Here is a 26001-nt window from a genome sequence, read left to right on the forward strand (position 1 = left end):
ATATGCGAAGAGAAAAACATTCCAAAGGATGGAATGAGATCAAGACAAACGATTCCTGGGCCATATTTAAAATTATGGGGGAGTTTGTCAATGGGTTTGAAAAAATGAGTGTCATCGGTCCCTGTGTCTCCGTTTTTGGGTCGGCACGGGTTCGGGAAGGACACCCCTACTATGATTTAGCCGTAAAGGTATCCCAAAAGATAGCCGAAGCAGGCTATGGAGTCATTACCGGCGGTGGACCCGGAATTATGGAGGCCGGTAACAAAGGTGCCAACTTAGCGGGAGGTACTTCCGTAGGATTGAACATTGACCTGCCTTTTGAGCAGCACGACAATCCTTACATCGATGATGACAAGAGTTTGGATTTTGATTACTTTTTTGTTCGCAAGGTCATGTTCGTAAAATACTCGCAAGGGTTTGTGGTTATGCCCGGTGGATTCGGGACTTTGGATGAATTCTTTGAGGCCCTTACCCTGATTCAAACCCATAAAATACACACCTTCCCTATCATTCTTGTGGGAACGGAATTCTGGAAAGGTTTGTTGGATTGGATCAAGAATACCTTGGTCGAAGCGGGCAACATCAGTCCGAAGGACTTGGATTTGATCAAATTAGTGGACACCGAAGATGAGGTGGTAGAAATCATAGATGCCTTCTACAAGGGTAGAACACTGAGTCCAAATTTTTAATCCTACTATATTGATCAACCATCGAGCTATACTTAGCGTTTCGCTGCTTATCATAATGGTGTGCCCCATGCTTTGGGGCCAGCACCAAAATGAGATAGTGGCCACACTCGATGGTCCCACCAATCAAATACGGATTCGGCAACATTTTACCTACGTCAACCAATCCAGCCAAGGGCTTTCCACCCTGTACTTTAACGATTGGAACCATGCCTACTCCAACAAAAACACAGCTTTGGCCAAGCGATTTGCCGAAGAGTTCAACCGGAGTTTACATTTAGCCAAAGACAGGGAACGCGGCAAGACCACCATAAGAACCATAGTAGATGACAACTATGCCGGGTTGGACTGGAAACGGGAAGGCAACATGGATATTATTTCCGTAACCCTGAATGAAATTCTTAAGCCCGGTGAGTCGATTCAACTATTTTTCACCTACACCATTCGGTTGCCTGAAGCAAAATTTACCGGTTACGGACATACTGATAGCAGGGGATACAATTTGATGGATTGGTACTTTACCCCGGCTGTTTTCGATGGTAATTGGAAGTTGTACAACAATATGAACCTTGATGATCAATATACCGATGTAACGGAAACCAGGATTAATTTCACGTTTCCCAACCGTTTGTTCTTGGCATCCAATTACAGAAAATCAAGTGTTTCCAATTTCCCTGAAGGACAGCACGTACAACTCATTGGCAATAAAAGAAAAAACTGTGAAATCATCCTGACCATCGATGATAGATTCACTAAACATGTTACGGATGAGTTGACCATCACAACGGATATAGAATCCAATAAATATGAAGAAATAGCCCAAGGAATATCCATCAGTAAAATTTCCGCATTTCTTTATGAAAACTTAGGGGAATATCCCCATGACAATCTACTGGTAAGTGAGTATGACTACAACAGGTCTCCTCTGTACGGAATTAGTCAACTCCCCTCTTTTATACGGCCCTACGAAGAGCAATTCCAGTTCGAAATGAAGTTTTTGAAAACTGCCATTCGCAGTTATTTAAAGGAATCTTTGTATCTCGACCCAAGAAAAGAACGATGGGTAAACGATGCCATCGGATACTACTTGATGATCAAGTTTGTGGAAGAATACTATCCCAATCAAAAACTTATCGGAAAACTGTCTCGAATTTGGGGCTTGAAGAATTTTCATTTGGCAAAAATGGATTTCAACGAACAGTATGCACTGTTCAGCATGCTCTCGGCCAGAAAAAACATAGATCAAGCCTTGACCACTTCGAACGACTCCTTGATAAAATTCAACCAAAAAATAGCCAATGGGTTCAAAGCTGGACTCGGAATGTCATATCTGTCCGCTTATCTTGGAAAAAAGGAAATAGATAGTACGGTCTTGGATTTCTTCAAAAATTACAAACAAAAACAATGGGTAACCGCTTCTGATTTTAAGCAAACCATTGAAAAATATGCCGATAAAGACGTTGACTGGTTTTTTGATGAATATGTGTCCACAGATCATAAAATCGATTACAAAATCAAGAAAATCGAAAAAACCGAGGACTCCATAACCTTTACCTTAAAAAACAAAAGAGGTACCAATGTGCCCATTTCCGTTTTTGGACTGAAAAATGATTCCGTGGTATCGCAATACTGGTTCACAGGAATCGACACTACCAAAACCTTTACCATTCCCAGAAAAAGTGAAGATCGTTTGGTGCTCAACTATAATCAGAAAATTCCGGAATTCAACCAGCGCGACAACTGGAAAACATTGAATGGATGGCTATCGAGCAACAAAAAATTAAAATTTCAGTTCTTCAAGGACACTGAAAACCCCTACTACAATCAGGTGTTTTATGTCCCAATTGTGAATTTCAACCTGTATGATGGAGTAACACCCGGATTAAGGCTGTACAACAAAACCTTTTTGGAGCGTCAGTTCCAGTACGACATATCTCCCACATATTCTTTCTTAGAGCATACGATGGTGGGGAAAGTTGGTTTCAGATATCGTAAATACCATAAGAAAACGGGACTATATGTTACCAACTATTCGTTTTCGGCATCCACCTCGCACTTTCAAGAAAATTCGAGGTTTACCACCATTACTCCTGCTGTGGTCTTTGGGTGGCGCCCCAATGATCTATTGTCCAACCGCAGGCAAAGTTTAATGTTCCGGTATAGGAGTGTTTTCAGAAATATTGATGAGAGTCTGGTTGGGGAATTGGACACTGACCCCGATTATGGGGTAATGAATGTTCGCTTTACGGATTTGGACAACAACATTTTGAACTACTCCTCTTGGTCCGTGGATGCACAGCATTCCAGTGAATTTACCAAACTTGCCTTTGAATTGGAATACCGTAAGCTTTTCCAAAGCAATAGACAATTCAATCTTAGATTTTATGCCGGAAAGTTTTTGCGCAATAAAACAGATTCCAACTTTTTCAGTTTTGCTCTGGACAGACCCACGGACTACATGTTCGACTTAGCCTATTTGGGTAGATCCGAAGATTCTGGACTCTACAGCCAACAGGTTATTATTGCTGAAGGTGGATTTAAATCAAAGCTCGAAAACCCTTTTGCCAACGATTGGATCGCTACCACCAATGCAAGCACCAATATTTGGCGTTGGGTAGAAGCGTATGGTGACCTTGGATTTATCAAAAACAAAGGACAGGACACCCGTTTTGTGTATGATTCAGGGATTCGTTTGAATCTGGTAACGGATTATTTTGAACTGTACTTTCCTGTTTACTCCAACAGAGGCTGGGAAATTGCAGAAGATGACTATAGCCAACGTATCCGTTTTATAGTGACCATAAGCCCTAGAACACTGATTGGCCTGTTTACCAGAAAGTGGTTTTGATTATCAAATTAATAATTAGTAGCTTTTAAAATTCATTTTCATTAAAAAATTATTATTTTTTTAGGTTTAATTTTGAATTAATTTCAATTCATTAACAAGGTCTAGTATTGCAATTCTGATGGTTTTTTAGTAATTTCGCAGAAATCTTGAACGATCTATGAAACCTAACCCTAGTACAAGCAACGATATTTCTTTTGATGACTTTAAATCTCAAATCCTACAAGATTATGAGACTGCCGTCATGAGTAGGGAATGTAGCTTGATGGGACGCCGTGAAGTTCTTTCCGGGAAAGCCAAGTTCGGAATCTTCGGCGACGGAAAGGAACTTCCCCAATTGGCCATGGCAAGAGCTTTTCAAGATGGTGATTTCCGAAGTGGTTACTACCGTGATCAAACCTTTATGATGGCCTTGGGATATTTGAGCCCCAAAGCATTTTTTCACGGACTCTACGCCACCACGGATTTGGAAAAGGAACCCATGAGTGCCGGTAGACAAATGGGCGGCCACTTTGTGACCCATAGTTTGAATGAAGACGGCACATGGAAGAACCTAACGGAACAAAAGAACAGTAGCGCGGATATTTCCTGTACCGCCGGACAGATGCCTCGCTTGCTTGGCTTGGCTCAAGCTTCCAAAATATACAGACATGTTGATGGTATCGATCAAACCAACTTCTCCAATAATGGCAACGAAGTGGCTTGGGGAACCATTGGTAACGCAAGTACCAGCGAAGGACACTTTTTTGAGACACTGAATGCCGCTGGCGTGATGCAAGTACCCATGGTCATCAGTATTTGGGATGATGAATACGGAATTTCCGTGCCCTCGGAATACCATACTACCAAAGGGAGCATTTCCGAGGCGCTTAGCGGGTTTCAACGTGATGAAGAACGAGAAGGCTTTGAGATTTTAAGAGTCAAGGGCTGGGATTACACCGCATTGATACATGCATTCGAAAACGCATCTGACATAGCCAGGGAAAGCCATGTGCCCGTATTGATCCATGTAACGGAACTCACGCAGCCCCAAGGTCACTCCACTTCGGGGTCACACGAAAGATACAAGTCTTCCGAACGTTTGCAGTGGGAAAAGGAAAACGATTGTAACAAACGTTTTAGGGAATGGATACTGGAAAATGGCATTAGCACCGAAGAATACCTGAAAAAGTTGGAGCGTGAAATCAAGCACAAAGTCAGGGCTGCCAAAAAAGATGCCTGGTCCGAGTTTTTAAAACCACAGCTGACCGCTAAAAAGGAATTGGTGCAATTGCTTGAAAAAGTTGCTGCCCAAAGTCCTAATCGCGCTTTCATTACCAAATTGAAAAACGATTTGATTGCTATCGAAGAACCCTTGAAAAAAGATTTGGCCTCCAAATCCAGACAAGCACTTCGATATCTTTTGGAAGAATCCACACCTGAGAAAAAACAGCTTCAACAATGGGTGGATGATTTCTTGGCGACCAACGAACCACAATACAGCTCCCATCTTTATAATGAATTGGGCAACAAGGCCACAAAAGTGGATCAAGTAACTCCCTCCTATTCCGATAATGCTGAAGAAGTGGATGGCAGAATCATTCTGAGGGACAACTTTGATAAATTATTCAGTATGTACCCAGAGGCTCTGGTTTTTGGTGAGGATACTGGAAACATTGGGGATGTAAACCAAGGACTGGAAGGTCTTCAAAAGAAATATGGTGAACTCAGGGTTGCTGACACAGGAATCCGGGAAACCTCCATCATTGGCCAAGGAATCGGTATGGCGCTACGTGGCTTGCGCCCCATCGCCGAAATACAGTATTTGGATTATATTCTTTATGCGATTCAAACCCTAAGCGATGATTTGGCCACCTTGATGTACCGAACCGTTGGAAAACAAAAAGCACCATTGATCGTCCGTACAAGAGGACACCGTTTAGAAGGTATCTGGCACTCTGGGTCTCCCATGGGTGGGTTGGTTCATTTATTGCGGGGAATGTACATCCTTGCTCCTAGAAACATGACCCAAGCCGCAGGCTTTTACAACACCCTCATGAAAAGTGACGAACCTGCGCTCATTATCGAGAGCTTAAACGGATATCGCTTGAAGGAGAAAAAACCTTCCAACCTTGGAGAGTTTTGTACACCCATTGGAAAAGTGGAAACTCTGAAAGAAGGAACAGATATCACACTGCTGTCCTATGGTTCTACATTGAGAATCGTGGAAAGAGTAGCGAATGAACTTTTGGAAGTAGGTATAGATGCCGAAGTAATCGATGCGCAGTCCTTGCTTCCATTTGATTTGGACCACGATGTGGTAAAAAGTCTACAAAAAACCAACAGATTCTTGGTAATCGATGAAGATGTTCCTGGAGGCTGTTCAGCTTATTTGCTACAGGAAGTAGTTGAGAAACAAGGTGGTTACCGCTACTTGGACAGTGCTCCACAAACATTGTCCGCCAAGTCGCATCGACCCGCATACGCGTCTGATGGGGATTATTTCTCCAAACCCAATGCCGAGGATATTTTTGAGAAAGTGTACCAAATCATGCACGAATCCGACCCAAAATCCTACCCTGTGCTTAGATAGATTTTTGGTATAGGTCAATTCAAAACCACTTTTCGTCAATTATTGTTACGTTTTCTAAAACAGAATTTATATTTTCACGTGGATTAAAAAATCCCCGCATGAGAAACAACACTTTAATAAACCTAGGTCTAGCCATATTGAGAATCGTACCTTCTGCATTTATGTTGACCCATGGTTACCCAAAACTTATGAACCTTATCAACGGTAATACGGAATTTGCCAACCCATTCGGTATTGGTCAAGCCCCTTCCCTGTTCTTGACCGTTGTTGCTGAATTTGTTTGTCCGCTTTTGATAATCATTGGTTTCAAAACGCGTTGGGCAGCTATACCCACCGCTATTACCATGTTTGTTGCCGGATTTATCATCCACGGAGCTGACCCGTTCGGAAGAAAGGAAATGGCCTTGATGTATCTGACCGTATTTGTGGTTATTATGCTATTGGGTCCTGGCAAATATAGTGTGGACAGAAAGTAATCCTACATTATTTCGGAAAGGAGTTCTTTCAGCAAGTCTGCTTGCGCCATATTATTGGCGCCCACCCCTTTACCCTTTAAATCCAATGTTCGGAGGCTGGAAATAACCCCACTGACCCTTTTCATGGGATAGTTTTTAGCAGCGACCACATATTCGTTCACAAAATAAGGATTTACCCCCAACACTTTGGCCACGTTACCTGGCGAATGGTCTTTGAGCCCGTGATATTGCAACAGCTGAGTAAAGAAGGTGTTCAACAAAGTGACAGTTACCACAAACGGATTGTCCTTTGGATTTTGGGCGAAATAATCGATTATTCGTGAAGCCTTTTTCACATTTCGCTCCCCTATTGCCTTTTTTAGTTCAAAATTATTGAAGTCCTTACTGATTCCGATGTGCTCCTCAATCAATTCGGGAGTGATTTCGGTAGTGGAAGGCACTATCAATGTAAGTTTATCCAGTTCATTACTGATTTTACTCAAATCGGTTCCCAAAAACTCAACCAACATTACGCAGGACTTGGGGGAAATCTTATATTTTTTGGTGGCCAAGGTTCTCCGGACCCAATCCGCAACTTGATTTTCGTATAGTTTTTTACTCTCAAAAAGTTCCCCGCTCTTTTTAATGGTTTTGTAGAGCTTTTTACGCTTGTCCAACTTTTTGTATTTATAACACAGTACCAGAATTGTGGTCGGTTGTGGATTTTCAGCGTAGGGCACAAGGTTTTCAATGGTTCGGGAAAGGTGTTGCGCCTCTTTCACAATGACCACTTGGTATTGGGCCATCATGGGAAACCGCTTGGCGTTGGCAACAACCTCATCCACAGAGGTCTCCTTTCCGTACAATACCATCTGGTTGAATCCCTTTTCATCCTCCGTAAGAACATTTTCAGCAATATATTGGGAGATACGGTCAATATAGTAGGGCTCCTCCCCCATTAAAAAATAGATAGGTTTTGGATTTCCCTTATTGATTTCCGCTACGATCTCTTTTACTTTGTCCATTCAATTTATATCACCAGATTTGTAGAATGCAAGATTTGAACTTTCCGCCTTATTCGTTTCGAATCAAAAATAGCCAAAATAGGCAGTACATTTTTGATGGGCTTCGTAAAAAATTTGTAGTACTTCAACCCGAAGAATGGGTGCGTCAACATGTGCTTCGATATTTAGTGTTCACAAAGAATTATCCCAAGAGCTTGATCAATGTTGAAAAACAGCTCACAGTCAATAAGCTGAAGAAGCGATATGATGTGGTTGTCTTTAATCCTGATGGTTCTATTTTTCTATTGATCGAATGCAAGGCTCCAGAGGTAAAGATCACACAAGACACCTTTGACCAGATTGCAAGGTACAACTACGAATTGAAGGCAGAGTATTTAATGGTAACGAATGGTTTGGAGCACTACTACTGCGAAATGGACCATGAAAATGAAAAGTACACCTTTTTGAAGGATATTCCTGATTTTAGCCGTTAATTTGCCTCCGTTTTGAAAATCGCCGTAGTCATACTCAATTGGAATGGAGAAGCTTTGTTGGAAAGGTTTCTGCCTTCGGTTATGGAGTATTCACATGGAGCTGATATTTATGTAGTGGACAATGATAGTACCGACGGATCCGTGGACTTTCTAAAACAGCACTACCCAACAGTCGGAATTGTCCAAAACAATATCAACGGTGGATTTGCCAAAGGCTATAACGATGGCCTTAAACATATTGAAGCCGACGTATTTTGCTTATTGAATTCCGATGTGGAAGTCACGCCCAATTGGTTGGAACCTATAAAAGATGCATTTCAATCCCTTCCTGATGCCTCCATTATCCAACCCAAAATATTGGACCTGAACAAAAAGGACCATTTTGAATACGCAGGGGCCGCAGGGGGATTTATTGACATGTTCGGGTATCCATTTTGCCGGGGACGCATTTTTCAGACCATTGAAAAGGACATAGGCCAATACAACGATATAAGGGAAGTGTTCTGGGCCACGGGCGCCTGTATGTTCATCAAAAGCGATGTTTATAGAGAATTAGATGGTTTTGATGAGGACTATTTTGCCCATCAAGAAGAGATCGATCTCTGTTGGCGAGCCAAAAATAACGGATACAAGGTATTTTATGTGGGAACCAGTGAGGTCTATCACTTGGGTGGAAGCACCTTATCCAACATGAACCCGAAGAAGACCTTTCTAAATTTTAGGAATTCCCTGTACTCCATCACAAAAAATCTACCTAGGAGAAAAGCGTTTCCTATCATAATTGCTCGCTTACTCTTGGATGGCATTGCAGCCCTACGCTTTGTGTTTCAATTAAAATTCGATCACTGCTTTGCCATACTCAAGGCCCATTTGGGTTTTTATCTTAACTTTATAAAAATGTACAGAAAGCGTGAAAAAGCTAATTTTTTATTAAAGTACTATGTCGCGACATCCATTGTATGGTCCTATTTCGTAAATCAAGTAGAGAATTTTAACATTTTAGTAAAAGATTAACGATGCCGAAATATGGGGACTTTGCTTTTTCTCTAATTTTGGTGTAGTTTCTTTAACATTTGAAATATCTAACAATCCTTAAATTATACTCTGAACTATGAAAAAAATTTTTCTAGGAACCTTGGCGATGACAATCCTTTTATCTTCTTGCGTATCGCAAAAGAAATATGCTGATTTGGAAGCCAAGCACAAAGAAACGCAAGACCTTTTGAACTCAGCAACCGTTAAATTGAACGACTGCTTGGAAGAAAAAGCAACTGCAGACTCCAGATTGAAAACCCTTGAAGATCAAAATGCATTCCTTAAAGCCAACAACCAAGAGCTCATCAACAACATGGGCAATTTGACTACGCTTACCACAAAAGGTGCTGAAAACCTTGAGAAATCCCTTGAGAGTCTTCAAGAAAAAGACCTTACTATCAGAAAACTTCAAAATGCCGTTACACGTAGAGATTCTGTAAACCTTGCTTTGGTACAGAGCCTAAAAGGTGTGTTGGGCAACTTGGATGATGATGACATCGAAATCAGTGTTGAAAAAGGTGTTGTATTCGTATCCATTTCTGATAAATTGTTGTTTAGAAGCGGAAGCTACAACGTAACAAATGCTGCTAAAGAAGTACTTGGTAAAGTTGCCAAAGTAGTGAACAACAAGCCTGATTTTGAATTTATGGTAGAAGGACACACGGACAACGTACCTTACAGAAGCGGTGTTCTATTGGACAACTGGGATTTGAGTGCTAAAAGAGCAACTTCCGTTGTTAGAATCCTTCAAGATGATTTTGGTGTAGATCCTGCAAGAATGACTGCTGCTGGACGTAGCTACTACGTGCCACTTGTCGACAATGATACTTCTGCAAACAGAGCCAAAAACAGAAGAACAAGAATCGTTGTACTTCCAAAAATCGATCAGTTCTACAACATGATTGAAGAAGGAATGAAAGATCCTGCCATCGGAGGTACTGGCAAATAAGAAATAAGCTTTTAGCTTAAGAATAGAAAAGCGGCCAATTGGCCGCTTTTTTTATTCAATAGATTTCAAGACTTCCCTTACCCTCACGGATAAGCTCAGGCTCATCGCCGGACAGGTCTATGACCGTCGAAGCAACATTATCCCCATAACCGCCATCAATGACAATATCCACTAAGTTCTGCCATTTCTCATAAATGAGTTCCGGGTCAGTGGTGTACTCCAAGATATCATCATCATCCCGAATGGACGTGGAAACTATGGGATGCCCCAACCCTGTTACCAATGCCCTGGCAATCGCATTATCGGGCACACGGATACCCACGGTCTTCTTTTTCTTGAAATCTTTGGGTAGATTATTGTTCCCCGGAAGTATGAAGGTGTAAGGCCCGGGAAGGGTTCGCTTTAATATTTTAAAAGTTGAGCTGTCTATCTGTCGTACATAATCGGACAGGTTACTCAAATCTGCACAGATAAAGGACCAATTCGCCTTTTCCAATTTTACGCCCTTGATTCTTGCAATACGCTGCAGAGCCTTTGAATTGGTAATATCGCAACCCAACCCATAAACCGTATCCGTAGGATAGATTACAAGCCCGCCTTTCCTAAGCACGTTCACAACTTTTTCAACCTGCTTTGGATTGGGATTTTCTTCATAAAGTTTTATCAGCTCTGCCATCTTCTATTTAAATAATTCCTAACGGATTGATTACAAAGATACTACTTATTGTAGCGTGCTGAGCATCCAAAATACCCTGTTAAATTTATGATAAAGCACCCAACCCATTCATTTTTTGGAATCTCTGTAAAAGGAAAAGGGGCATTCGTCAATCCATATGGGGCATTGGTTAATTGGCACCATACATATTGAAATAAATGCCGCAACTTTAAATAAAAATAGCATTCCTATGAAATCAAAAATATTTTCCACAATACTGATGAGTTATAGCTTTCTGGCACTTTTTTTGGGTTGTGGCACTTCCAATAAATCCCAAAACGATCACTTTAATGGAAAAGATGCTCTAGCTAAACTGGATGGAGTATTGATGCAACTCGACCAATTTGATGCTTCTGACTGCTCGAACTTGGACGACATTGTAACCATCAACGAAAAAATGCGTAGAATCGTTGAAAGTATCAGGTCTACCAATGCATTTGACAGTATAGTCCAGGCATTTGATGCCAATACAAACCAGATTGACTTTGTGATTTCTGAAGATGAACAATTTGGTGTTTTCTCTTGGCGCACCAAAATGGATTGTTTGGGCAATAACATCAAAAACATTGCGCTATACAAATCCGACAATAAAGTACTAGCATCCTCTTTGTATGGCAAATCGATGATATTCCATGATATAAAATCCCAAAAACAGGCTGAGGGCAAAACCGTATACCTTTTATTGGGCAGTTCTTCCATAAACAAAGTACCAAAGGATTTAACAGCAAAGGGATATAAAATAACCAACGGATACTTGACAGAATCCCAAATTCCATCGATAGCTAATAAAAATCAGCAGTATGCTTCTTCTGGCATGGACCAATAAGTTCAGGGAGTAATTTTGTAAACCAAGATAAATATCTCTAGGATTTACAAGAAAGCGAAAACTATTAAGCCTCATCCAAGACCTCAAGCTTGGCAAAACGTAGCAATAATTTTTTGATGCCACCTTGATCAAAATGGATTTCCGCTTTTTTGTCATTGCCAGCACCTTCGATATTGAGTATTTTACCTCTTCCAAATCGGGTATGGTTAACACGCGCACCAGTAACCAAACCAGGGTCTAAATCCAATGGTTTCCCCGGTAATGATATTTCAGGTTTCAGCTTTCTTAATTTTCTTAGTTGCTCTTCATTCGGTTTTGGAACATTTGGCGGTGTACCGTTTTTTGGTTTTACCTGTCGAAGTTTACTTTTGTCCACCTCGCCAAAAATATTCTTATCAATCATGGACTTGTATCGATAGCCATCATTAACAGGCGTCAAATTCTCCACGTACTGCTCCTCTATCTCCTCCAAAAATCGACTGGGTTCTGCATCAATCAGCTTACCCCAACGATACCTGTTCTGGGTATAGGTTAGAAATGCCTGTTTTTCGGCACGGGTCAAGGCCACGTAAAATAATCTACGCTCCTCCTCTAGCTCGCTTCGGGTGTTCATGCTCATGGCCGAGGGAAACAAATCCTCTTCCATTCCCACAATGTACACATAAGGGAATTCCAGTCCTTTGGCCAAGTGAATGGTCATCAAGGCCACCCTGTCATCATCCTCGATGTCCTTATCCATATCCGTTGCAAGGGCAACATCCTCTAAGAACTCTGTCAAACTACCCGTGGCATCGGCAATTTCCTTTTGACCTTCCACAAAGTCTTTAATACCGTTCAATAGCTCCTCAATGTTCTCCATTTTGGCAATCCCCTCAGGAGTACCGTCTTTTTTGAATTCCAACAGAAGCCCCGTTTTTTTGGCAACATGCTCCGCCAACGTAAAGGCATCCGAACCTTCGTTCATAATCTGGAAACTCTGAATCATGGTCACAAAATCCTTCAGCTTGCGCTTGGTACCTGCGTTGATGTTCAGATTTAGCTTGTCCAAATGCTCCATGACCTCAAAGATGGAGCGCCCGTAATGATTGGCGGCCACCACAAGTTTATCCACAGTGGTTTGACCAATCCCCCTTGTCGGGAAATTGATGACCCGCTTGAGCGCCTCCTCATCCTTTGGATTGATGATCAATCGCAAATAAGCCAATACATCCTTGATTTCCTTTCTTTGATAGAAGGACAAACCTCCATAAATACGATACGGAATATCACGCTTACGAAGAGCATCCTCAATGGCACGGGATTGCGAGTTGGTACGGTACAATACGGCAAAGTCCCCGTTTTGCATCTGTTGCTGCATCTTGTTCTCAAAAATGGAACCAGCTACATAGCGTCCTTCTTCAGCATCGGTAACGCTACGGTGTATTTTTATGAGCCCTCCATCATCATTGGAAGTCCAAACATTCTTCTCCAACTGGTTTTTATTGTTCGCGATGATGGAGTTGGCGGCATTGACAATATTTTTAGTCGAACGATAATTTTGTTCCAAACGATAAACAGCTACATCATCATAATCCCGTTGAAAGTTGAGGATATTACTGATGTTCGCCCCACGGAAGGAATAAATACTCTGTGCATCATCCCCCACCACACAAATATTCTGATACCTATCCGACAATGCTTTCACAATCAAGTACTGCGAATGGTTGGTGTCTTGGTACTCATCCACCAAAATATATCGAAAACGATCCTGATATTTCATCAACACCTCTGGAAAACGGGTCAATAATTCGTTGGTACGCAACAAAAGGTCATCAAAATCCATAGCACCAGCTTTAAAACACCGGTCTACATAATTTTGATAGATTTCCCCTAATCGTGGGCGTTTGGCCATGGCATCCGCTTCCATTAATTCTGGATTCTGAAAGTAGGCCTTTACGGTAATCAGACTGTTTTTATACGAAGAAATTCGATTCTGAACCTGTTTGTACTTGTACACATCCTTGTCCAAGCCCATTTCTTTGATTATCGCAGCGATCAGGCGTTGCGAATCTTGCGTGTCGTATATGGTGAAATTGCTCGGGTAGCCCAGTTTATCCCCATCAAAACGAAGCAGTTTGGCAAAAACGGAGTGGAACGTACCCATCCATAGGTTCTTGGTTTCGGAAGAACCGGCAATAGTGGCAATACGTTTTTTCATCTCTCGCGCTGCCTTGTTGGTAAACGTAAGAGCAAGGATATTAAAGGAATCCACCCCTTGCTCCATCAAATGGGCGATTCTGTAGGTTAACACTCGTGTTTTTCCAGAGCCCGCACCTGCAATTACCATCAAAGGACCATCCTTGTGCAATACCGGGGCACGCTGCGCATCATTCAATTCATCTATAAAATTACTCAAGGGCCAGAAGCTTTTAAAAGTAGGCGTGAAATTAGCCATTATTGACCTTTTGCTAAAATCAAGCTTTCAATATTTATAAACACCGTTTACCGTTTTTGGTCTGATTTTTAAATATATTTAAACTCCTAACTAAAATATCTGATGAATTTTAACCATTTACCGCTGTTCTTTATTCTTATTGTTGCTTATTCAGGGTTTTCTCAAACCACCAAAACAGGCCCCATCATAGAAAACCATGGTGCCGTTTGGAAAATAGACAACCCCGACTTCAAAACGGACAAATCCCAAGAATTCAAAGTGGTTTTTGATGTGAAAGACGGCCCCGAGTCGGATACCGAAATCAACAGAAACCTGAATACCGTAGCACGCTTTTTGAACATGCACGCCCAAAGCGGAATCCCCGCCTCCCAACTAACTGTTGCTCTTATTGTTCATGGTACGGCAGCAAGAAACTTATTGACAGACAAGGCTTTTAAAGAAAGGTACAATGTGGACAACCCAAACAGTGAACTTGTGGAAAGTTTGTTGGAAGCCGGAGTGGAAGTCATTATGTGCGGACAATCCTCTAAAACAAGGGGGCTTCCAAAGGAAGATTTGATTCCGGGCATCAAGATTGCCCTTTCCGCAATGACGGCGAACATCCAGTTGCAAAACCAAGGATATCGTCCAATCAAATTATAAACCAACACCATCATGAAAAAAATACTATCCCTTACCTTAATCCTGACCGGTTCCATCTTGCATGCACAAGATCATGGCCTAGCAGCCGACATTGCCGCAGTGGAATCCAAAGTGATTGAATGGCGACATGATATGCACCAACATCCGGAGTTGAGCAACAGGGAGTTCAAAACTGCGGAAAAAATAGCCGCACATTTAAAATCTTTGGGGATTGAAGTGCAAACTGGAGTTGCCCATACAGGCGTTGTGGGGCTTTTAAAAGGAGACCACCCAGGAAAAGTGGTGGCACTCAGAGCCGATATTGATGCACTGCCCGTTACCGAACGGAACAATCTTCCGTTCAAATCCGAAGTGACATCCGAATATTTGGGACAAGAAGTCGGGGTGATGCATGCTTGCGGGCACGACACACACATTGCCATTATGATGGGAACTGCAGAGGTCTTGGCCAAGAACAAAGACAAAATCCATGGGACCATCAAGTTCATTTTTCAACCCGCTGAAGAAGGTGCACCTCCAGGAGAAGAAGGTGGTGCCGAGCTCATGGTAAAGGAAGGTGTGCTGGACAATCCAAAAGTGGATGCCATTTATGGCCTGCATATCGGTTCTTATCTCGCTGCGGGACACATTGCCTACAAACCAGGCGGTGCGTTGGCCGCTGCACAGCGATTTGTTGTGAAAATAAAGGGGAAACAATCCCATGGTTCACAACCTTGGGCAGGTATCGACCCCATTTTTGTGGCCTCCAAGATTGTTGATGGTTTTCAATCCATCATCAGTCGTGAAATGGAACTGACCAAGGAAGCTGCAGTCATTACCGTTGGAAAAATCAGTGGAGGAGTTCGGAACAATATCATTCCGGAAAGTGCCGAACTTATCGGAACCATTCGCACCTTGGATTACGATATGCAAAAGCAAGTCAACCAAAGAATGAAGGAAATGGCCGAGACCATCGCCAAAGCTTACCGTGCCGAGGCTACGGTGGAGATAGATAAAGGAGTCCCCATTACCTACAACGACCTGGATTTGACCGCAGCATCTTTGCCCAGCCTTCAAGAAGTGGCAGGGTCTGAAAATGTACATTTGATCAAAGCCATCACGGGAGCAGAGGATTTTTCGTTCTACCAAGAAAAAATACCGGGTTTCTTCTACATATTAGGTGGAAAAGACCCCAACGCCGGTCCCGATGAGCATTTCCCGCATCACACACCTGACTTCAAAATCGTTGATAGTGGTTTGCAATTGGGCGTAAAGGCCATGACGGAAATTGCACTGGATTATCTGGACAGAAGTAAATAATATTACTTTCATAAAATAAAAATATAGACCTCAATATCCTAACATTTGGAATTTGGACATTGGGGTTTGATATTTGTAGCTACTACGTCAAATTATATAAATGGAAACATTCCTTGAATTTCTGGGCGATATCCCTTGGTGGACCTGGGTATTGATTTTTCTTGCATTGGTCGCCATACGTGATATCTTTTTCCAAAAAGCCCATACCATTAGCCATAATTACCCCATAGTAGGCCATTTAAGGTATTGGTTGGAAAGTATAGGACCTGAGATGCGCCAGTATTTTGTGGCCAACAATAGGGAGGAACTTCCATTTAACCGTATTGAACGTAGCTGGATTTATGCATCAGCCAAAAAAGAGAACAATTACGAAGGTTTTGGTACCGATAGGGACATCTACAAACACCAGCATATCTTTATTAAAAATGCGATGATCGGTTTTCAAGCTTCCGAAAACCATCCAAATATAGAGCATCCTTATTTTTTGCCATGTGCCAAGGTCATGGGGTCTTACAACAAACGTAGAAAACCCTATCGCCCAGCTTCTATCATCAATGTTTCCGCGATGAGCTTTGGTTCACTGTCGGCCGCTGCCATAGAATCTTTGAACAAGGGTGTTGAAAAATGCGGTGCTTACCACAACACTGGTGAAGGTGGCCTCTCCCCCTATCACAAACAAGGCGGTGACGTAATTTTCCATTTTGGCACAGGCTATTTTGGGGTAAGGTCAAGAGATGGTGGGTTTTCCATGGACAAACTAAAGGTCTTGGTAGACGACAACCCATGCATCAAAGCCATTGAAATAAAACTATCCCAAGGTGCAAAACCCGGTAAGGGTGGTGTACTCCCTGGATCAAAAATAACCCCAGAACTCGCAGAAATTCGTGGCGTCGAAGTAGGAAAAGATGTTATCTCCCCTCCTACCCACAAGGCTTTTTCCTCTATTCCCGAACTTTTGGATTTTATTGAATCCATTGCGGAAGAAACCGGATTGCCCGTGGGCATCAAAGGCGCCATTGGAAAAGTGGACCAGTGGATAGAGCTGGCCGATTTAATGAAAAAAACAGGAAAAGGCCCCGATTTCATTACCATTGATGGCGGTGAAGGAGGTACAGGTGCAGCACCGCCCAGTTTTGCCGACCATGTTTCCCTGCCGTGGACCTATGGATTCTCCAAAGTATACAGTCTGTTCATGGAACGAGGACTTACCGAAAGAATCGTATTCATCGGAAGTGGAAAATTGGGATTCCCAGGTAAAGCAGCAATGGCATTTGCCATGGGAGCCGATTGCATCAATGTGGCCAGAGAGGCCATGATGAGCATTGGGTGCATTCAGGCTCAGGTTTGCCACACCAATAGATGCCCTGCCGGAGTTGCCACCCAAAGCAAATGGCGTCAAAATGGCATCAATGTCCCGTTAAAATCCGATAGATTGGCCCAATATTTCAAAACTTTCAGGAAAGAGCTTTTGGAGATCACACATGCCGCAGGTTACGAACATCCCTGTCAATTTAATATGAATGATGTGCAAGTAAACGTGGATGATGATTATCTTAGCAGCAACTTGGAAGCCGTTTATCGCTATCAAAAGGAAAAGGTCGAGTTTGAATCCATGCAGCAGCTTTTTGATTGTGAACACCTCGGCGGAAAACCAGCATTAAAAAAAACATTTTAATTTAGACCCAAATATTTAAACAAGCAATTGTACTACTTATGAAAAGAAATTTACTTCTAATCCTACTTCTGGCGATAACGACAAGCACTTTTTCCCAACGAAAAAGTGAACTCTTTGCTGAAATTGACACCTTGAAGACCAGAATCTCCGAAGTGGAACAGGAATTGGCCGTAGCACAGCGCGAAATATCCTCCAGTAATGCCGAAGCAGAGGCTTTACGTTCGGAAAACGCAACCCTTCGCGATGCGAATGCTACGCTGTTGGGCAACATGAGCAATTTTTCACAATTGTCAAAACAGAATTCGGACAATGTAGACCGTGCCATGGAAGCCTTGGCCAGAAAGGAAAGACAGCTCAGCGGCATCAACGATATGATTTCTTCCAACGACTCCACTGCCATCGTTTCCTTGACCAACATAAAAAAAACAATGGGGGAAAATGCCAAAGTTGGTGTTGAACAAGGCATTGTCACGATCAGTAACAGTCTAACCACTCTTTTTGGTTCGGATACTGGTGCAGAATTGACTGAAGAAGGGAAAACATGGTTGGCCGGGGTGGCCGACGTGATCATAGCCAATCCAAATTTCAAGACAGTAGTCGAGGGATTGAACATCACAGGGGAGTTTGCCCCTACCTACAACCAGGTAGCCGCTGTGGCTTCAGAATTGGTGACTGTTCTGGAGGTTCCCGCAGAAAGCATCAGTGTTACCGCTAAGGATGGAAATTTCAAGGAAGGCATCAACATCAAACTACAGCCTGACTACAAAGGTTTTTATGCAAAGGCCAAAGAAAGTACAAAAGGGGCGCAATAACCTTTTGGTCTGAAATACTTTTTGAGGTTTTGATGCGTTCTAGGTAGTGTAAAATCAATAAAAAACCAGACTACCTTATGAGTGGAGATCAAATCCTTCAGTTATTTGCTTATTTATTACCAGCCGTTGTCACTGGCGTTGTCGCTTTCTACTTTTTTAGATTGCATACCCGAAACGAAGATGGACGCAGACGGTTTTTGCTGCACAAAGATTCCCAAAAGGAAACATTGCCCATTCGTTTGCAAGCTTATGAGCGCATGGCCCTTTTCTTGGAACGCATTGCCCTAAACAGTCTAGTGGTCCGTGTATCACCAACAGGTAAAAAGAAAAGTGATTACGAAAACCTATTGATCAAACAGATAGAGACGGAGTTTGAGCACAATCTATCACAGCAGATTTATATGTCCGATGGATGTTGGAACATCATCAAAACGGCTAAAAACGCCACCATACAAATCATTCGTTCCGCTGGAATGAGCGAAACCGACTCGCCTGATAAATTGCGTGAGGACATCCTTAACCAGACCATGGAGAAGGAATCTCCCTCTGCTGCGGCCCTTGCTTTTGTTAAAAAAGAGGTAACTGAACTTTGGGATTAATAAATTAAGTTCAAGTGCCAAGTTCAAACTCTAGCACAAAAAGAAGAGAAACACGAGCCAAGACTCAAGTTTAGAGTTAGGAGTTATTCGGTTATTGAGTTACTGCAAACTGCCAACTGACTTCACGAGTTCTCCTACACCAAGCATCTGACATCAAACAGCCTATTCCTGTTTTTCAGGTTCTATAGGACTTGTTTCCTCGTTCTTGTTCTTGGCATACAGATAACCACGTTTCCACCACAAGGTCATCCGTTCCTTATTGAAAACCAATGAGTTTGTGGTGAGAACCGTTGGCGTATAATAGAAATTGATGATGGCATCCTTCTGATTGGCCACCAACTTGCCAATACGGATGTTCTGATTCTCGATACGGTCGAGCATAAACCCAAAAATAGTAGTGATCAGATCAAAAGGGTTTTTGGACGACATACGGTTCAAATGGTTTACCTCGGTATGGAGTACCACCACATCGACTTCGGTTGCTCCGCGGTTCAAGGCTTCTTCAATGGGAACTAAAGTTCCCAAGCCACCATCGGCATACTCACATCCATTTTTTTTGGCCAAGCTCATAAACGGTGTGTAGTTGGACGAAATCCATATCCAATCAATGAATTCATCGTAGGTACAATCATTTATGGATTTATACTCCACCTGATTGAGTGATAGATTGGACACGGTGACCACCACATCTGTCTTACCATGTTTTAATTCATTGAACTCCTCTACTGTGATGGACCTGCGAATCAATTTTCGTAGATTCTCACTTTCTCCAAAGGTCTTTTTACCCTTGATGAAGTTTTTGATGACGTTCCAATGATTGATGGCAATGGTCTCGATACCATGTTTTTTCTTGATGATAAATGGGCAGTTATTGAATATACTATCTTGATTGACGTTTGAATAAATGTGCTTGATCTTGTCCAACTTATTCAATGCCAGATGGGAAATCAAAAGGCTTCCTGTGGATGTGCCCACGAACAGGTCGTAATCATGCTTGGCCTCTTGAATCAAAAATTGGGCAACACCACCAGCAAAGGCTCCCTTGCTACCTCCTCCCGAAATGACCAATGCCCTCATTCACCTAAAGTTTTCTCCAAATATTGTTTTTCTTCCTGACTTAACAAAGGGTAAAGTCCCTTAATACGGGCTGTATTTCCTTCGGATTGTAAAAAGTCGCTCAATATTTCCCTAGACGATTTTCTAAAGTGCCATACGTGATGACTACAGGACTCCACAAGATTTTTCAGGACCGTATCCGTAAAGCCGCCAATGCTCTTCAAATACTGAAATGCAATCAAGCGGGTCTCAAAGTGATGTACGGATCCCGTGTACCCGCTCAATTCATCAAAATAAACTGCCTTTAAATCCTTGTTGTACTCAGGAGTAACCAAAGCTAGCGTCAACCAAAGCAATCGAATATTTTTATTGGGGAAACCTATGATTTCATCCGTTTCATTGAGGTATTTGCTCCGGTTCTGCGGGAAATCCGTCCACAAACGGTATAGAGCAGCTTCTATCGTGGTATAACTTTCATCCTTTAAAAGGCTTTCTGCTTCTATTTTAAGTTCCGTAGGGATTTTGTTCTGTGACAGGATAACCGCTTGCCTTGTTTTCACATCTCCAGATTGAAGAATGGAACCTAAAAACCCAGGCGACAACTTGATTCCATAATCCAAAACAAGGTTTTCCTTTAATGGACTGGATTTAAATTTTCTCCATTGACGTTTTAAAATCTCCTCTGTTTTATCTGGCTGTTCCGCTATCTTGTTTTTCAGTTCAAAAAAGGTTTTGATGGATGGATTCTTATCTTGTAAAAACGAAACCACTTGATCATACGGAAAATCAGATTCCTGCAACCACAATTGCTCAAAATCTTCAAGGTCGGTATTCGAAACCGCTTCTAATTCCTCCATTAAATTGGGAATGGTCACATTTTTAAAGGCATATTTGTTCAAATAGTTTTGGAGACCTTTTTTAAAAGCCTTCGCTCCCACCCGCTCTTGCAGCATTACCAAGGCCCAAGCTCCTTTTTCATAAAAAGTAAGGCTACCGGCCCCTGAATTTCGCAATGCTTCGCCTCCATCATCTCCAGAAAATCGTTGTAAAGCGTTGGCCGTTTCCAACAAATGCCAATAGTAATGATCATCGCCAAAAATATCCTTTTCGGCCAAGTAAGCGTAAAATGTAGCAAAGCCTTCATGCAACCAATGGTGCTCGCTGCTGGTTTCCGTGACCAAATCGCCAAACCAATGATGGGCCAGTTCGTGCGCATTGACGTTGACGTAGTTTTTATCAACGAAAGCTGTGGAATCTATCACGTATTGATTCGAAAATATAGTGCAGGTAGTATTCTCCATTCCCGCGTAGAGGAAATCCTGTACCGGGACCTGTTTATAGTTCTGCCAAGGATAAGGAACGCCGATTTCCGTCTCCAAAAAGTCAAAAATATGCTGAGTATATCGGTAAGTTGGCTCTACTTTGGTGAAATCCGTGGGTTCATAGTACAATTCAATGGGAATTCCCGAGGCTGATTCAATAACTTTTTTATTGTAGCCTCCAATGGCAAAACCGACCAAATAGCTGCTCATGGGGTTTTTCATGTCAAATTGCCACAAATGTCCCTTTGATTCTGGCAAGGGTTCCTTTTTGATGAGATTCCCATTGGCAATCACGGTATAATCTTCTTTTAAAAGAATATCAAGATCAAACTCGACCTTTTCGGTCATATCATCAAAACTGGGCAACCAACGGCTTGTGTATTTTCCCTGACCCTGCGTCCAAACTTGTTCGTTGTTCCTGACCTCGTCATCCCATCCTAAAAAATATACCGTTTTGTTTTGGTTTAGCTACATAATCCATTGAAACGATGTGGTTCTCCCCTTTTTTCATTTCATCTTTGATGGTAATCCTCTTGCCGTTGTAATCGTAATCGATTTTTGCACCATCAAAAGAAACATTCGAAAAATCCAGGTTCACGGCATCCAAAAAAATGGAATCCACATCCTGAATCACTTTAAACTCATAAGCAACGGTACCTTTGATACGGTTTTCGGCAGGTGTGGGTTCAATCAAAACATTGGCATGCACAAAGTCTACTTTATCCTGAATTTGGGCTGACAGGAACTGTACAAACAAGAAAAATATAAGTGTGGGGCTCAGCTTCATACCATCATCTTATCAAAAGTCCTTCCAAATTACATATTTTAGTTCGATGAATCCCAATTTTCTACAAACTCCCATAGCATATTTAAAAGGTGTTGGCCCAAATCGGGCCGATGCACTAAAGGCCGAATTGGGCATTGAGACCTTTAGGGACCTGCTACATCTGTTCCCAAATCGCTATTTGGATAGGACCAGTTATTACAAAATCAATCAACTGCAACCTAGCGGCGCTGATGTGCAGGTAGTTGGGAAAATTGTCCATATAAAAACCGTAGAGCAAAAACGGGGAAAGCGATTGGTGGCCACTTTTATGGATGAAACAGGACAAATGGACCTGGTTTGGTTCCGAGGGCACAAATGGATCAAGGAAAATTTAAAATTAAACGAACCCTACGTGGTTTTTGGGCGGGTAAATAAATACGGAAGCAGCTATTCGATGCCCCATCCCGAAATGGAAACCTTGCAAAAGCATCAACAAGGATTAAAAATGGTGATGCAGCCCATCTACCCTTCTACAGAAAAATTGAGTAATAAAGGCATCACGAATCGGGTGATTGGTAAAATGATCCAACAATTGTTCTTGGAATGTCAAGGCAAGTTTCCAGAATCGTTATCGCCCACCATTTTGGAGGAACTGAAATTGATTTCGAAGAGTTCCGCGCTGTTCAATATTCATTTTCCGAAGAATCAGGAATTGTTGGCCAAGGCACAGTTCCGCTTAAAGTTTGAGGAGTTATTTTTTGTGCAATTACGATTAATATCCCAAAATTTACAGCGGAAGCAAAAAATCAAAGGGATGCCCTTTGAGGCCGTAGGCGAAAAGTTTACCGAATTCTTTGAAAACCACTTGCCTTTTGATTTGACCAAAGCGCAAAAACGCGTAATTAAGGAAATCCGCAACGATTTGGGGAGCAATGCCCAAATGAACCGACTTTTACAGGGTGATGTGGGTTCAGGAAAAACCATTGTCGCATTGATGTGCATGTTATTGGCGATTGACAATGGTTTTCAAGCCTGCTTGATGGCCCCAACAGAGATTTTAGCGACACAACACTACAACGGACTCAAAGAACTGTTGGAAAACATGGACGTTAAAATTGCCTTATTGACGGGCTCTACCAAAAAATCCGAACGCACTTTGCTTCACAATCAACTGGAAAATGGCAATTTGAACATATTAGTGGGCACCCACGCGGTTTTGGAGGACAAAGTCCAGTTCAAAAATCTTGGTTTGGCCATTGTGGATGAACAACACCGTTTTGGTGTGGCGCAACGGTCTAAATTGTGGAAAAAAGGAAGCCCTAATTCATCCGAGGATGGAGGGGCCATACCCCCCCATATTTTAGTAATGACAGCGACCCCCATTCCCAGAACTTTAGCAATGAGTCTTTATGGGGATTTGGATATCTCTGTTATAGATGAACTCCCGCCAGGCCGAAAACCAATCAAAACAGTACATCGTTTTGACAGTAACCGATTAAAGGTGTTTGGTTTCATCAAAGATGAAATCAAAAAAGGACGTCAAATTTATATTGTATATCCACTGATTCAAGAATCCGAAGCTTTGGATTACAAAGACTTGATGGATGGCTATGAAAGCATTGTACGTGATTTTCCGCAGCCCGAGTATCAGATTTCAATTGTTCATGGCAAAATGAAGCCTGCCGACAAAGACTACGAAATGGAACGCTTTGTTAAAGGTGAAACCCAGATTATGATTGCCACTACGGTAATCGAGGTTGGCGTAAACGTACCCAATGCCTCCGTGATGATCATTGAGAGTGCCGAGCGCTTCGGTCTTTCCCAATTACATCAACTTCGTGGTCGTGTGGGCCGAGGCGCGGAACAAAGCTTTTGTATTTTAATGACAGGCCACAAGCTTTCCGAGGATTCCAAAACCCGATTACAAACCATGGTCCGCACCAACGATGGTTTTGAGATTGCGGAGGTAGACCTTAAACTACGTGGGCCAGGCGATTTGATGGGCACGCAACAAAGTGGTATGCTGAATCTTAAGATTGCTGATATTGTAAAGGACAACCAAATCCTGAAAACAGCTCGTTACCATGCCATCCAATTGCTGAAAGACGACCCAAGATTGGAAAAAGCAGAAAATGCACCTATTTTAAATGCCTATTCCAAAATGATGGCCAACAAAACCATTTGGAATTATATTAGTTAACATCGATTAGGTTTGTAATTGGAAGATGAAGCAATTCTCTACACTTCTTTGTTACAAATTGAAAATCAACCCTTAAGATTTGTTAACTTTAAAAACAACCCATTGAAATTGCGGTTGAACATCGTAATTTTACCAGAACCGAAAATCGGTTTTACACACAAATTTTAACTTTGTAGGCTTACAAATTATTGAAGACACAATGAGCAAGACACTTTTTGATAAAGTTTGGGATTCACACGTGGTGAAGCATATTGAGAACGGTCCGGATGTACTTTTTATTGACAGGCATTTGGTTCACGAAGTAACGAGTCCCGTAGCTTTTTTAGGATTAAAGAACAGAGGTATAAAAGTATTGTATCCAGAACGCACCTTTGCGACCGCGGACCACAATACCCCAACCAGAAATCAACACTTGCCGGTAAAGGACCCCTTGTCCGCAAATCAGTTAAAGGCTTTGGAAGAAAACGCCAACGCGCACAACATACCTTATTGGGGACTTGGACATAAGAAAAACGGAATTGTACACGTAATTGGCCCGGAAAATGGAATTACAGTACCCGGAGCCACTATTGTTTGCGGGGATTCACACACTTCCACGCACGGAGCCTTTGGTGCTATCGCTTTTGGTATCGGAACAAGTGAGGTAGAAATGGTGCTTTCCACACAATGCATCATGCAGCCCAAACCCAAAAGTTTGCGCATTAATGTGAATGGGGAATTAAGCGAAGCTGTTACACCCAAAGATGTAGCGCTCTTCATCATTTCCAAATTGTCCACTTCCGGTGCAACCGGCTATTTTGCAGAATATGCAGGTGATGTCTTCAAAAATATGTCCATGGAAGGTCGTATGACGGTTTGTAATCTTAGTATCGAAATGGGTGCCCGTGGCGGTATGATTGCTCCTGATGAAACCACATTTGAATATATAAAAGGAAGGGAATACACGCCAAAAGGTAAGGATTGGGATGCTGCCATGGAATACTGGAGTACTCTTTATTCTGATGATGATGCTGAGTTTGACAAAGAAGTGACTTTTGATGCCAGCGAGATAGAACCTATGATCACTTTCGGTACCAACCCTGGAATGGGCATCGGTATTAGCAAGGATATTCCTTTGGCTGAAACTATTGATGGTTCTCCTGCTACTTACAAGAAATCCTTGGAATATATGGACTACAGCGAAGGCGAGGCCATGGTAGGCAAACCTATCGATTTTGTGTTCCTCGGAAGCTGTACCAATGGTAGAATTGAAGATTTTAGGGCTTTCGCTTCCATCATCAAAGGAAGAAAAAAAGCGGACAACGTGACCGCTTGGTTGGTTCCCGGTTCACACAAAGTGGAAGAGGCTATCAAGGAAGAGGGCATCTTGGATATTTTGACCGATGCTGGTTTTGAATTGAGGGAACCTGGCTGTTCTGCTTGTTTGGCGATGAACGATGATAAAATTCCAGCTGGAAAATATGCGGTAAGTACTTCTAACAGAAACTTTGAGGGACGACAAGGGCCAGGAGCTCGTACCCTATTGGCAAGTCCTTTAGTGGCTGCAGCAGCAGCTGTTACCGGTAAGGTGACCGACCCAAGGGAATTAATGCACGAAGAAGTTTTGGCATAATAA

The 26001-nt window shown here is 42.2% G+C and carries 21 protein-coding genes; 15 read left to right on the top strand and 6 right to left on the bottom strand.

Annotated elements, in window-relative coordinates:
* The first annotated feature begins 2 nt into the window (after positions 1 to 2).
* From EO132_RS04160 to EO132_RS04175, 4 genes are all read left to right on the top strand, one after another.
* Positions 3 to 689, top strand: coding sequence for an LOG family protein (locus EO132_RS04160; RefSeq protein WP_127136725.1), 687 nt, complete (start codon positions 3 to 5; stop codon positions 687 to 689).
* A gap of 97 nt (positions 690 to 786) precedes the next feature.
* The gene (locus EO132_RS04165; RefSeq protein ID WP_313781219.1) at positions 787 to 3534 is read left to right on the top strand and encodes a gluzincin family metallopeptidase; all 2748 of its coding nucleotides are present in this window, start codon (positions 787 to 789) and stop codon (positions 3532 to 3534) included.
* A gap of 157 nt (positions 3535 to 3691) precedes the next feature.
* On the top strand, positions 3692 to 6103 hold the full coding sequence (locus EO132_RS04170; protein ID WP_127136726.1) for an alpha-ketoacid dehydrogenase subunit alpha/beta: 2412 nt from the start codon (positions 3692 to 3694) through the stop codon (positions 6101 to 6103).
* Between the two features lie 98 nt (positions 6104 to 6201).
* Positions 6202 to 6579 (top strand): DoxX family protein, encoded by a 378-nt coding sequence (locus tag EO132_RS04175; RefSeq protein WP_127136727.1) that lies wholly within the window; start codon positions 6202 to 6204, stop codon positions 6577 to 6579.
* A 2-nt stretch (positions 6580 to 6581) separates the two neighbouring features.
* Here EO132_RS04175 and holA read toward each other — a convergent pair whose 3' ends face one another.
* Positions 6582 to 7583 carry a DNA polymerase III subunit delta gene (gene holA / locus EO132_RS04180; protein ID WP_127136728.1) on the bottom strand — a complete coding sequence of 334 codons (1002 nt, stop codon included), beginning with the start codon at positions 7581 to 7583 and terminating at the stop codon, positions 6582 to 6584.
* Positions 7584 to 7609: 26 nt separating this feature from the next.
* On the opposite strand from holA, the gene EO132_RS04185 reads away from it, so the two are divergent.
* From EO132_RS04185 to EO132_RS04195, 3 genes are all read left to right on the top strand, one after another.
* Positions 7610 to 8056: a type I restriction enzyme HsdR N-terminal domain-containing protein gene (locus tag EO132_RS04185; RefSeq protein ID WP_127136729.1), complete on the top strand. Its 447-nt coding sequence runs from the start codon at positions 7610 to 7612 to the stop codon at positions 8054 to 8056.
* 12 nt (positions 8057 to 8068) lie between these two features.
* Positions 8069 to 9070 (top strand): glycosyltransferase family 2 protein, encoded by a 1002-nt coding sequence (locus EO132_RS04190; RefSeq protein WP_127136730.1) that lies wholly within the window; start codon positions 8069 to 8071, stop codon positions 9068 to 9070.
* A 97-nt stretch (positions 9071 to 9167) separates the two neighbouring features.
* A complete protein-coding gene (locus EO132_RS04195) occupies positions 9168 to 10040 on the top strand; it encodes an OmpA/MotB family protein (protein ID WP_127136731.1) in 873 nt (290 codons plus the stop codon).
* A gap of 55 nt (positions 10041 to 10095) precedes the next feature.
* Here EO132_RS04195 and EO132_RS04200 read toward each other — a convergent pair whose 3' ends face one another.
* The gene (locus EO132_RS04200; protein WP_127136732.1) at positions 10096 to 10716 is read right to left on the bottom strand and encodes an L-threonylcarbamoyladenylate synthase; all 621 of its coding nucleotides are present in this window, start codon (positions 10714 to 10716) and stop codon (positions 10096 to 10098) included.
* Between the two features lie 229 nt (positions 10717 to 10945).
* Here EO132_RS04200 and EO132_RS04205 point away from each other — a divergent pair, with 229 nt between their 5' ends.
* Entirely contained in the window at positions 10946 to 11581 is a 636-nt protein-coding gene (locus tag EO132_RS04205) for a hypothetical protein (RefSeq protein ID WP_127136733.1), read from the top strand.
* Between the two features lie 64 nt (positions 11582 to 11645).
* Here the strand turns inward: EO132_RS04205 and EO132_RS04210 are convergent, their stop codons facing one another.
* On the bottom strand, positions 11646 to 14015 hold the full coding sequence (locus EO132_RS04210) for an ATP-dependent helicase (protein WP_235856373.1): 2370 nt from the start codon (positions 14013 to 14015) through the stop codon (positions 11646 to 11648).
* A 102-nt stretch (positions 14016 to 14117) separates the two neighbouring features.
* Between EO132_RS04210 and EO132_RS04215 the strand changes: the two genes are divergently transcribed.
* The 5 genes from EO132_RS04215 to EO132_RS04235 all read left to right on the top strand — a co-directional run bounded on the left by EO132_RS04215 (position 14118) and on the right by EO132_RS04235 (position 19042).
* Positions 14118 to 14657, top strand: a complete 540-nt coding sequence (locus EO132_RS04215) for a DsrE family protein (protein ID WP_127136734.1) — start codon at positions 14118 to 14120, stop codon at positions 14655 to 14657.
* Between the two features lie 12 nt (positions 14658 to 14669).
* Positions 14670 to 15956 (top strand): amidohydrolase, encoded by a 1287-nt coding sequence (locus EO132_RS04220; RefSeq protein ID WP_127136735.1) that lies wholly within the window; start codon positions 14670 to 14672, stop codon positions 15954 to 15956.
* A 100-nt stretch (positions 15957 to 16056) separates the two neighbouring features.
* Complete coding sequence (locus tag EO132_RS04225) at positions 16057 to 17631, top strand: FMN-binding glutamate synthase family protein (protein ID WP_127136736.1); 1575 nt, start codon at positions 16057 to 16059, stop codon at positions 17629 to 17631.
* Positions 17632 to 17669: 38 nt separating this feature from the next.
* Entirely contained in the window at positions 17670 to 18443 is a 774-nt protein-coding gene (locus EO132_RS04230) for a hypothetical protein (protein ID WP_127136737.1), read from the top strand.
* Positions 18444 to 18520: 77 nt separating this feature from the next.
* Entirely contained in the window at positions 18521 to 19042 is a 522-nt protein-coding gene (locus EO132_RS04235) for a DUF7935 family protein (protein WP_127136738.1), read from the top strand.
* 162 nt (positions 19043 to 19204) lie between these two features.
* Here the strand turns inward: EO132_RS04235 and EO132_RS04240 are convergent, their stop codons facing one another.
* From EO132_RS04240 to EO132_RS19525, 3 genes are all read right to left on the bottom strand, one after another.
* Positions 19205 to 20119 carry a patatin-like phospholipase family protein gene (locus tag EO132_RS04240; RefSeq protein ID WP_127136739.1) on the bottom strand — a complete coding sequence of 305 codons (915 nt, stop codon included), beginning with the start codon at positions 20117 to 20119 and terminating at the stop codon, positions 19205 to 19207.
* Positions 20116 to 21786: a M1 family metallopeptidase gene (locus EO132_RS04245; protein WP_262707579.1), complete on the bottom strand. Its 1671-nt coding sequence runs from the start codon at positions 21784 to 21786 to the stop codon at positions 20116 to 20118. The genes EO132_RS04240 and EO132_RS04245 overlap by 4 nt, the downstream gene beginning before the upstream one ends.
* A 61-nt stretch (positions 21787 to 21847) precedes the next feature.
* A complete protein-coding gene (locus EO132_RS19525) occupies positions 21848 to 22207 on the bottom strand; it encodes a hypothetical protein (RefSeq protein ID WP_262707580.1) in 360 nt (119 codons plus the stop codon).
* A gap of 46 nt (positions 22208 to 22253) precedes the next feature.
* Here EO132_RS19525 and recG point away from each other — a divergent pair, with 46 nt between their 5' ends.
* Together recG and leuC are read left to right on the top strand one after the other, a co-directional pair.
* Entirely contained in the window at positions 22254 to 24386 is a 2133-nt protein-coding gene (gene recG, locus EO132_RS04250; RefSeq protein WP_127136740.1) for an ATP-dependent DNA helicase RecG, read from the top strand.
* 199 nt (positions 24387 to 24585) lie between these two features.
* On the top strand, positions 24586 to 25998 hold the full coding sequence (gene leuC, locus EO132_RS04255) for a 3-isopropylmalate dehydratase large subunit (RefSeq protein WP_127136741.1): 1413 nt from the start codon (positions 24586 to 24588) through the stop codon (positions 25996 to 25998).
* Positions 25999 to 26001 lie beyond the last annotated feature (3 nt).

The organism is Flagellimonas oceanensis (assembly GCF_003992595.1).
Classification (GTDB): Bacteria; Bacteroidota; Bacteroidia; order Flavobacteriales; family Flavobacteriaceae; genus Flagellimonas; species Flagellimonas oceanensis.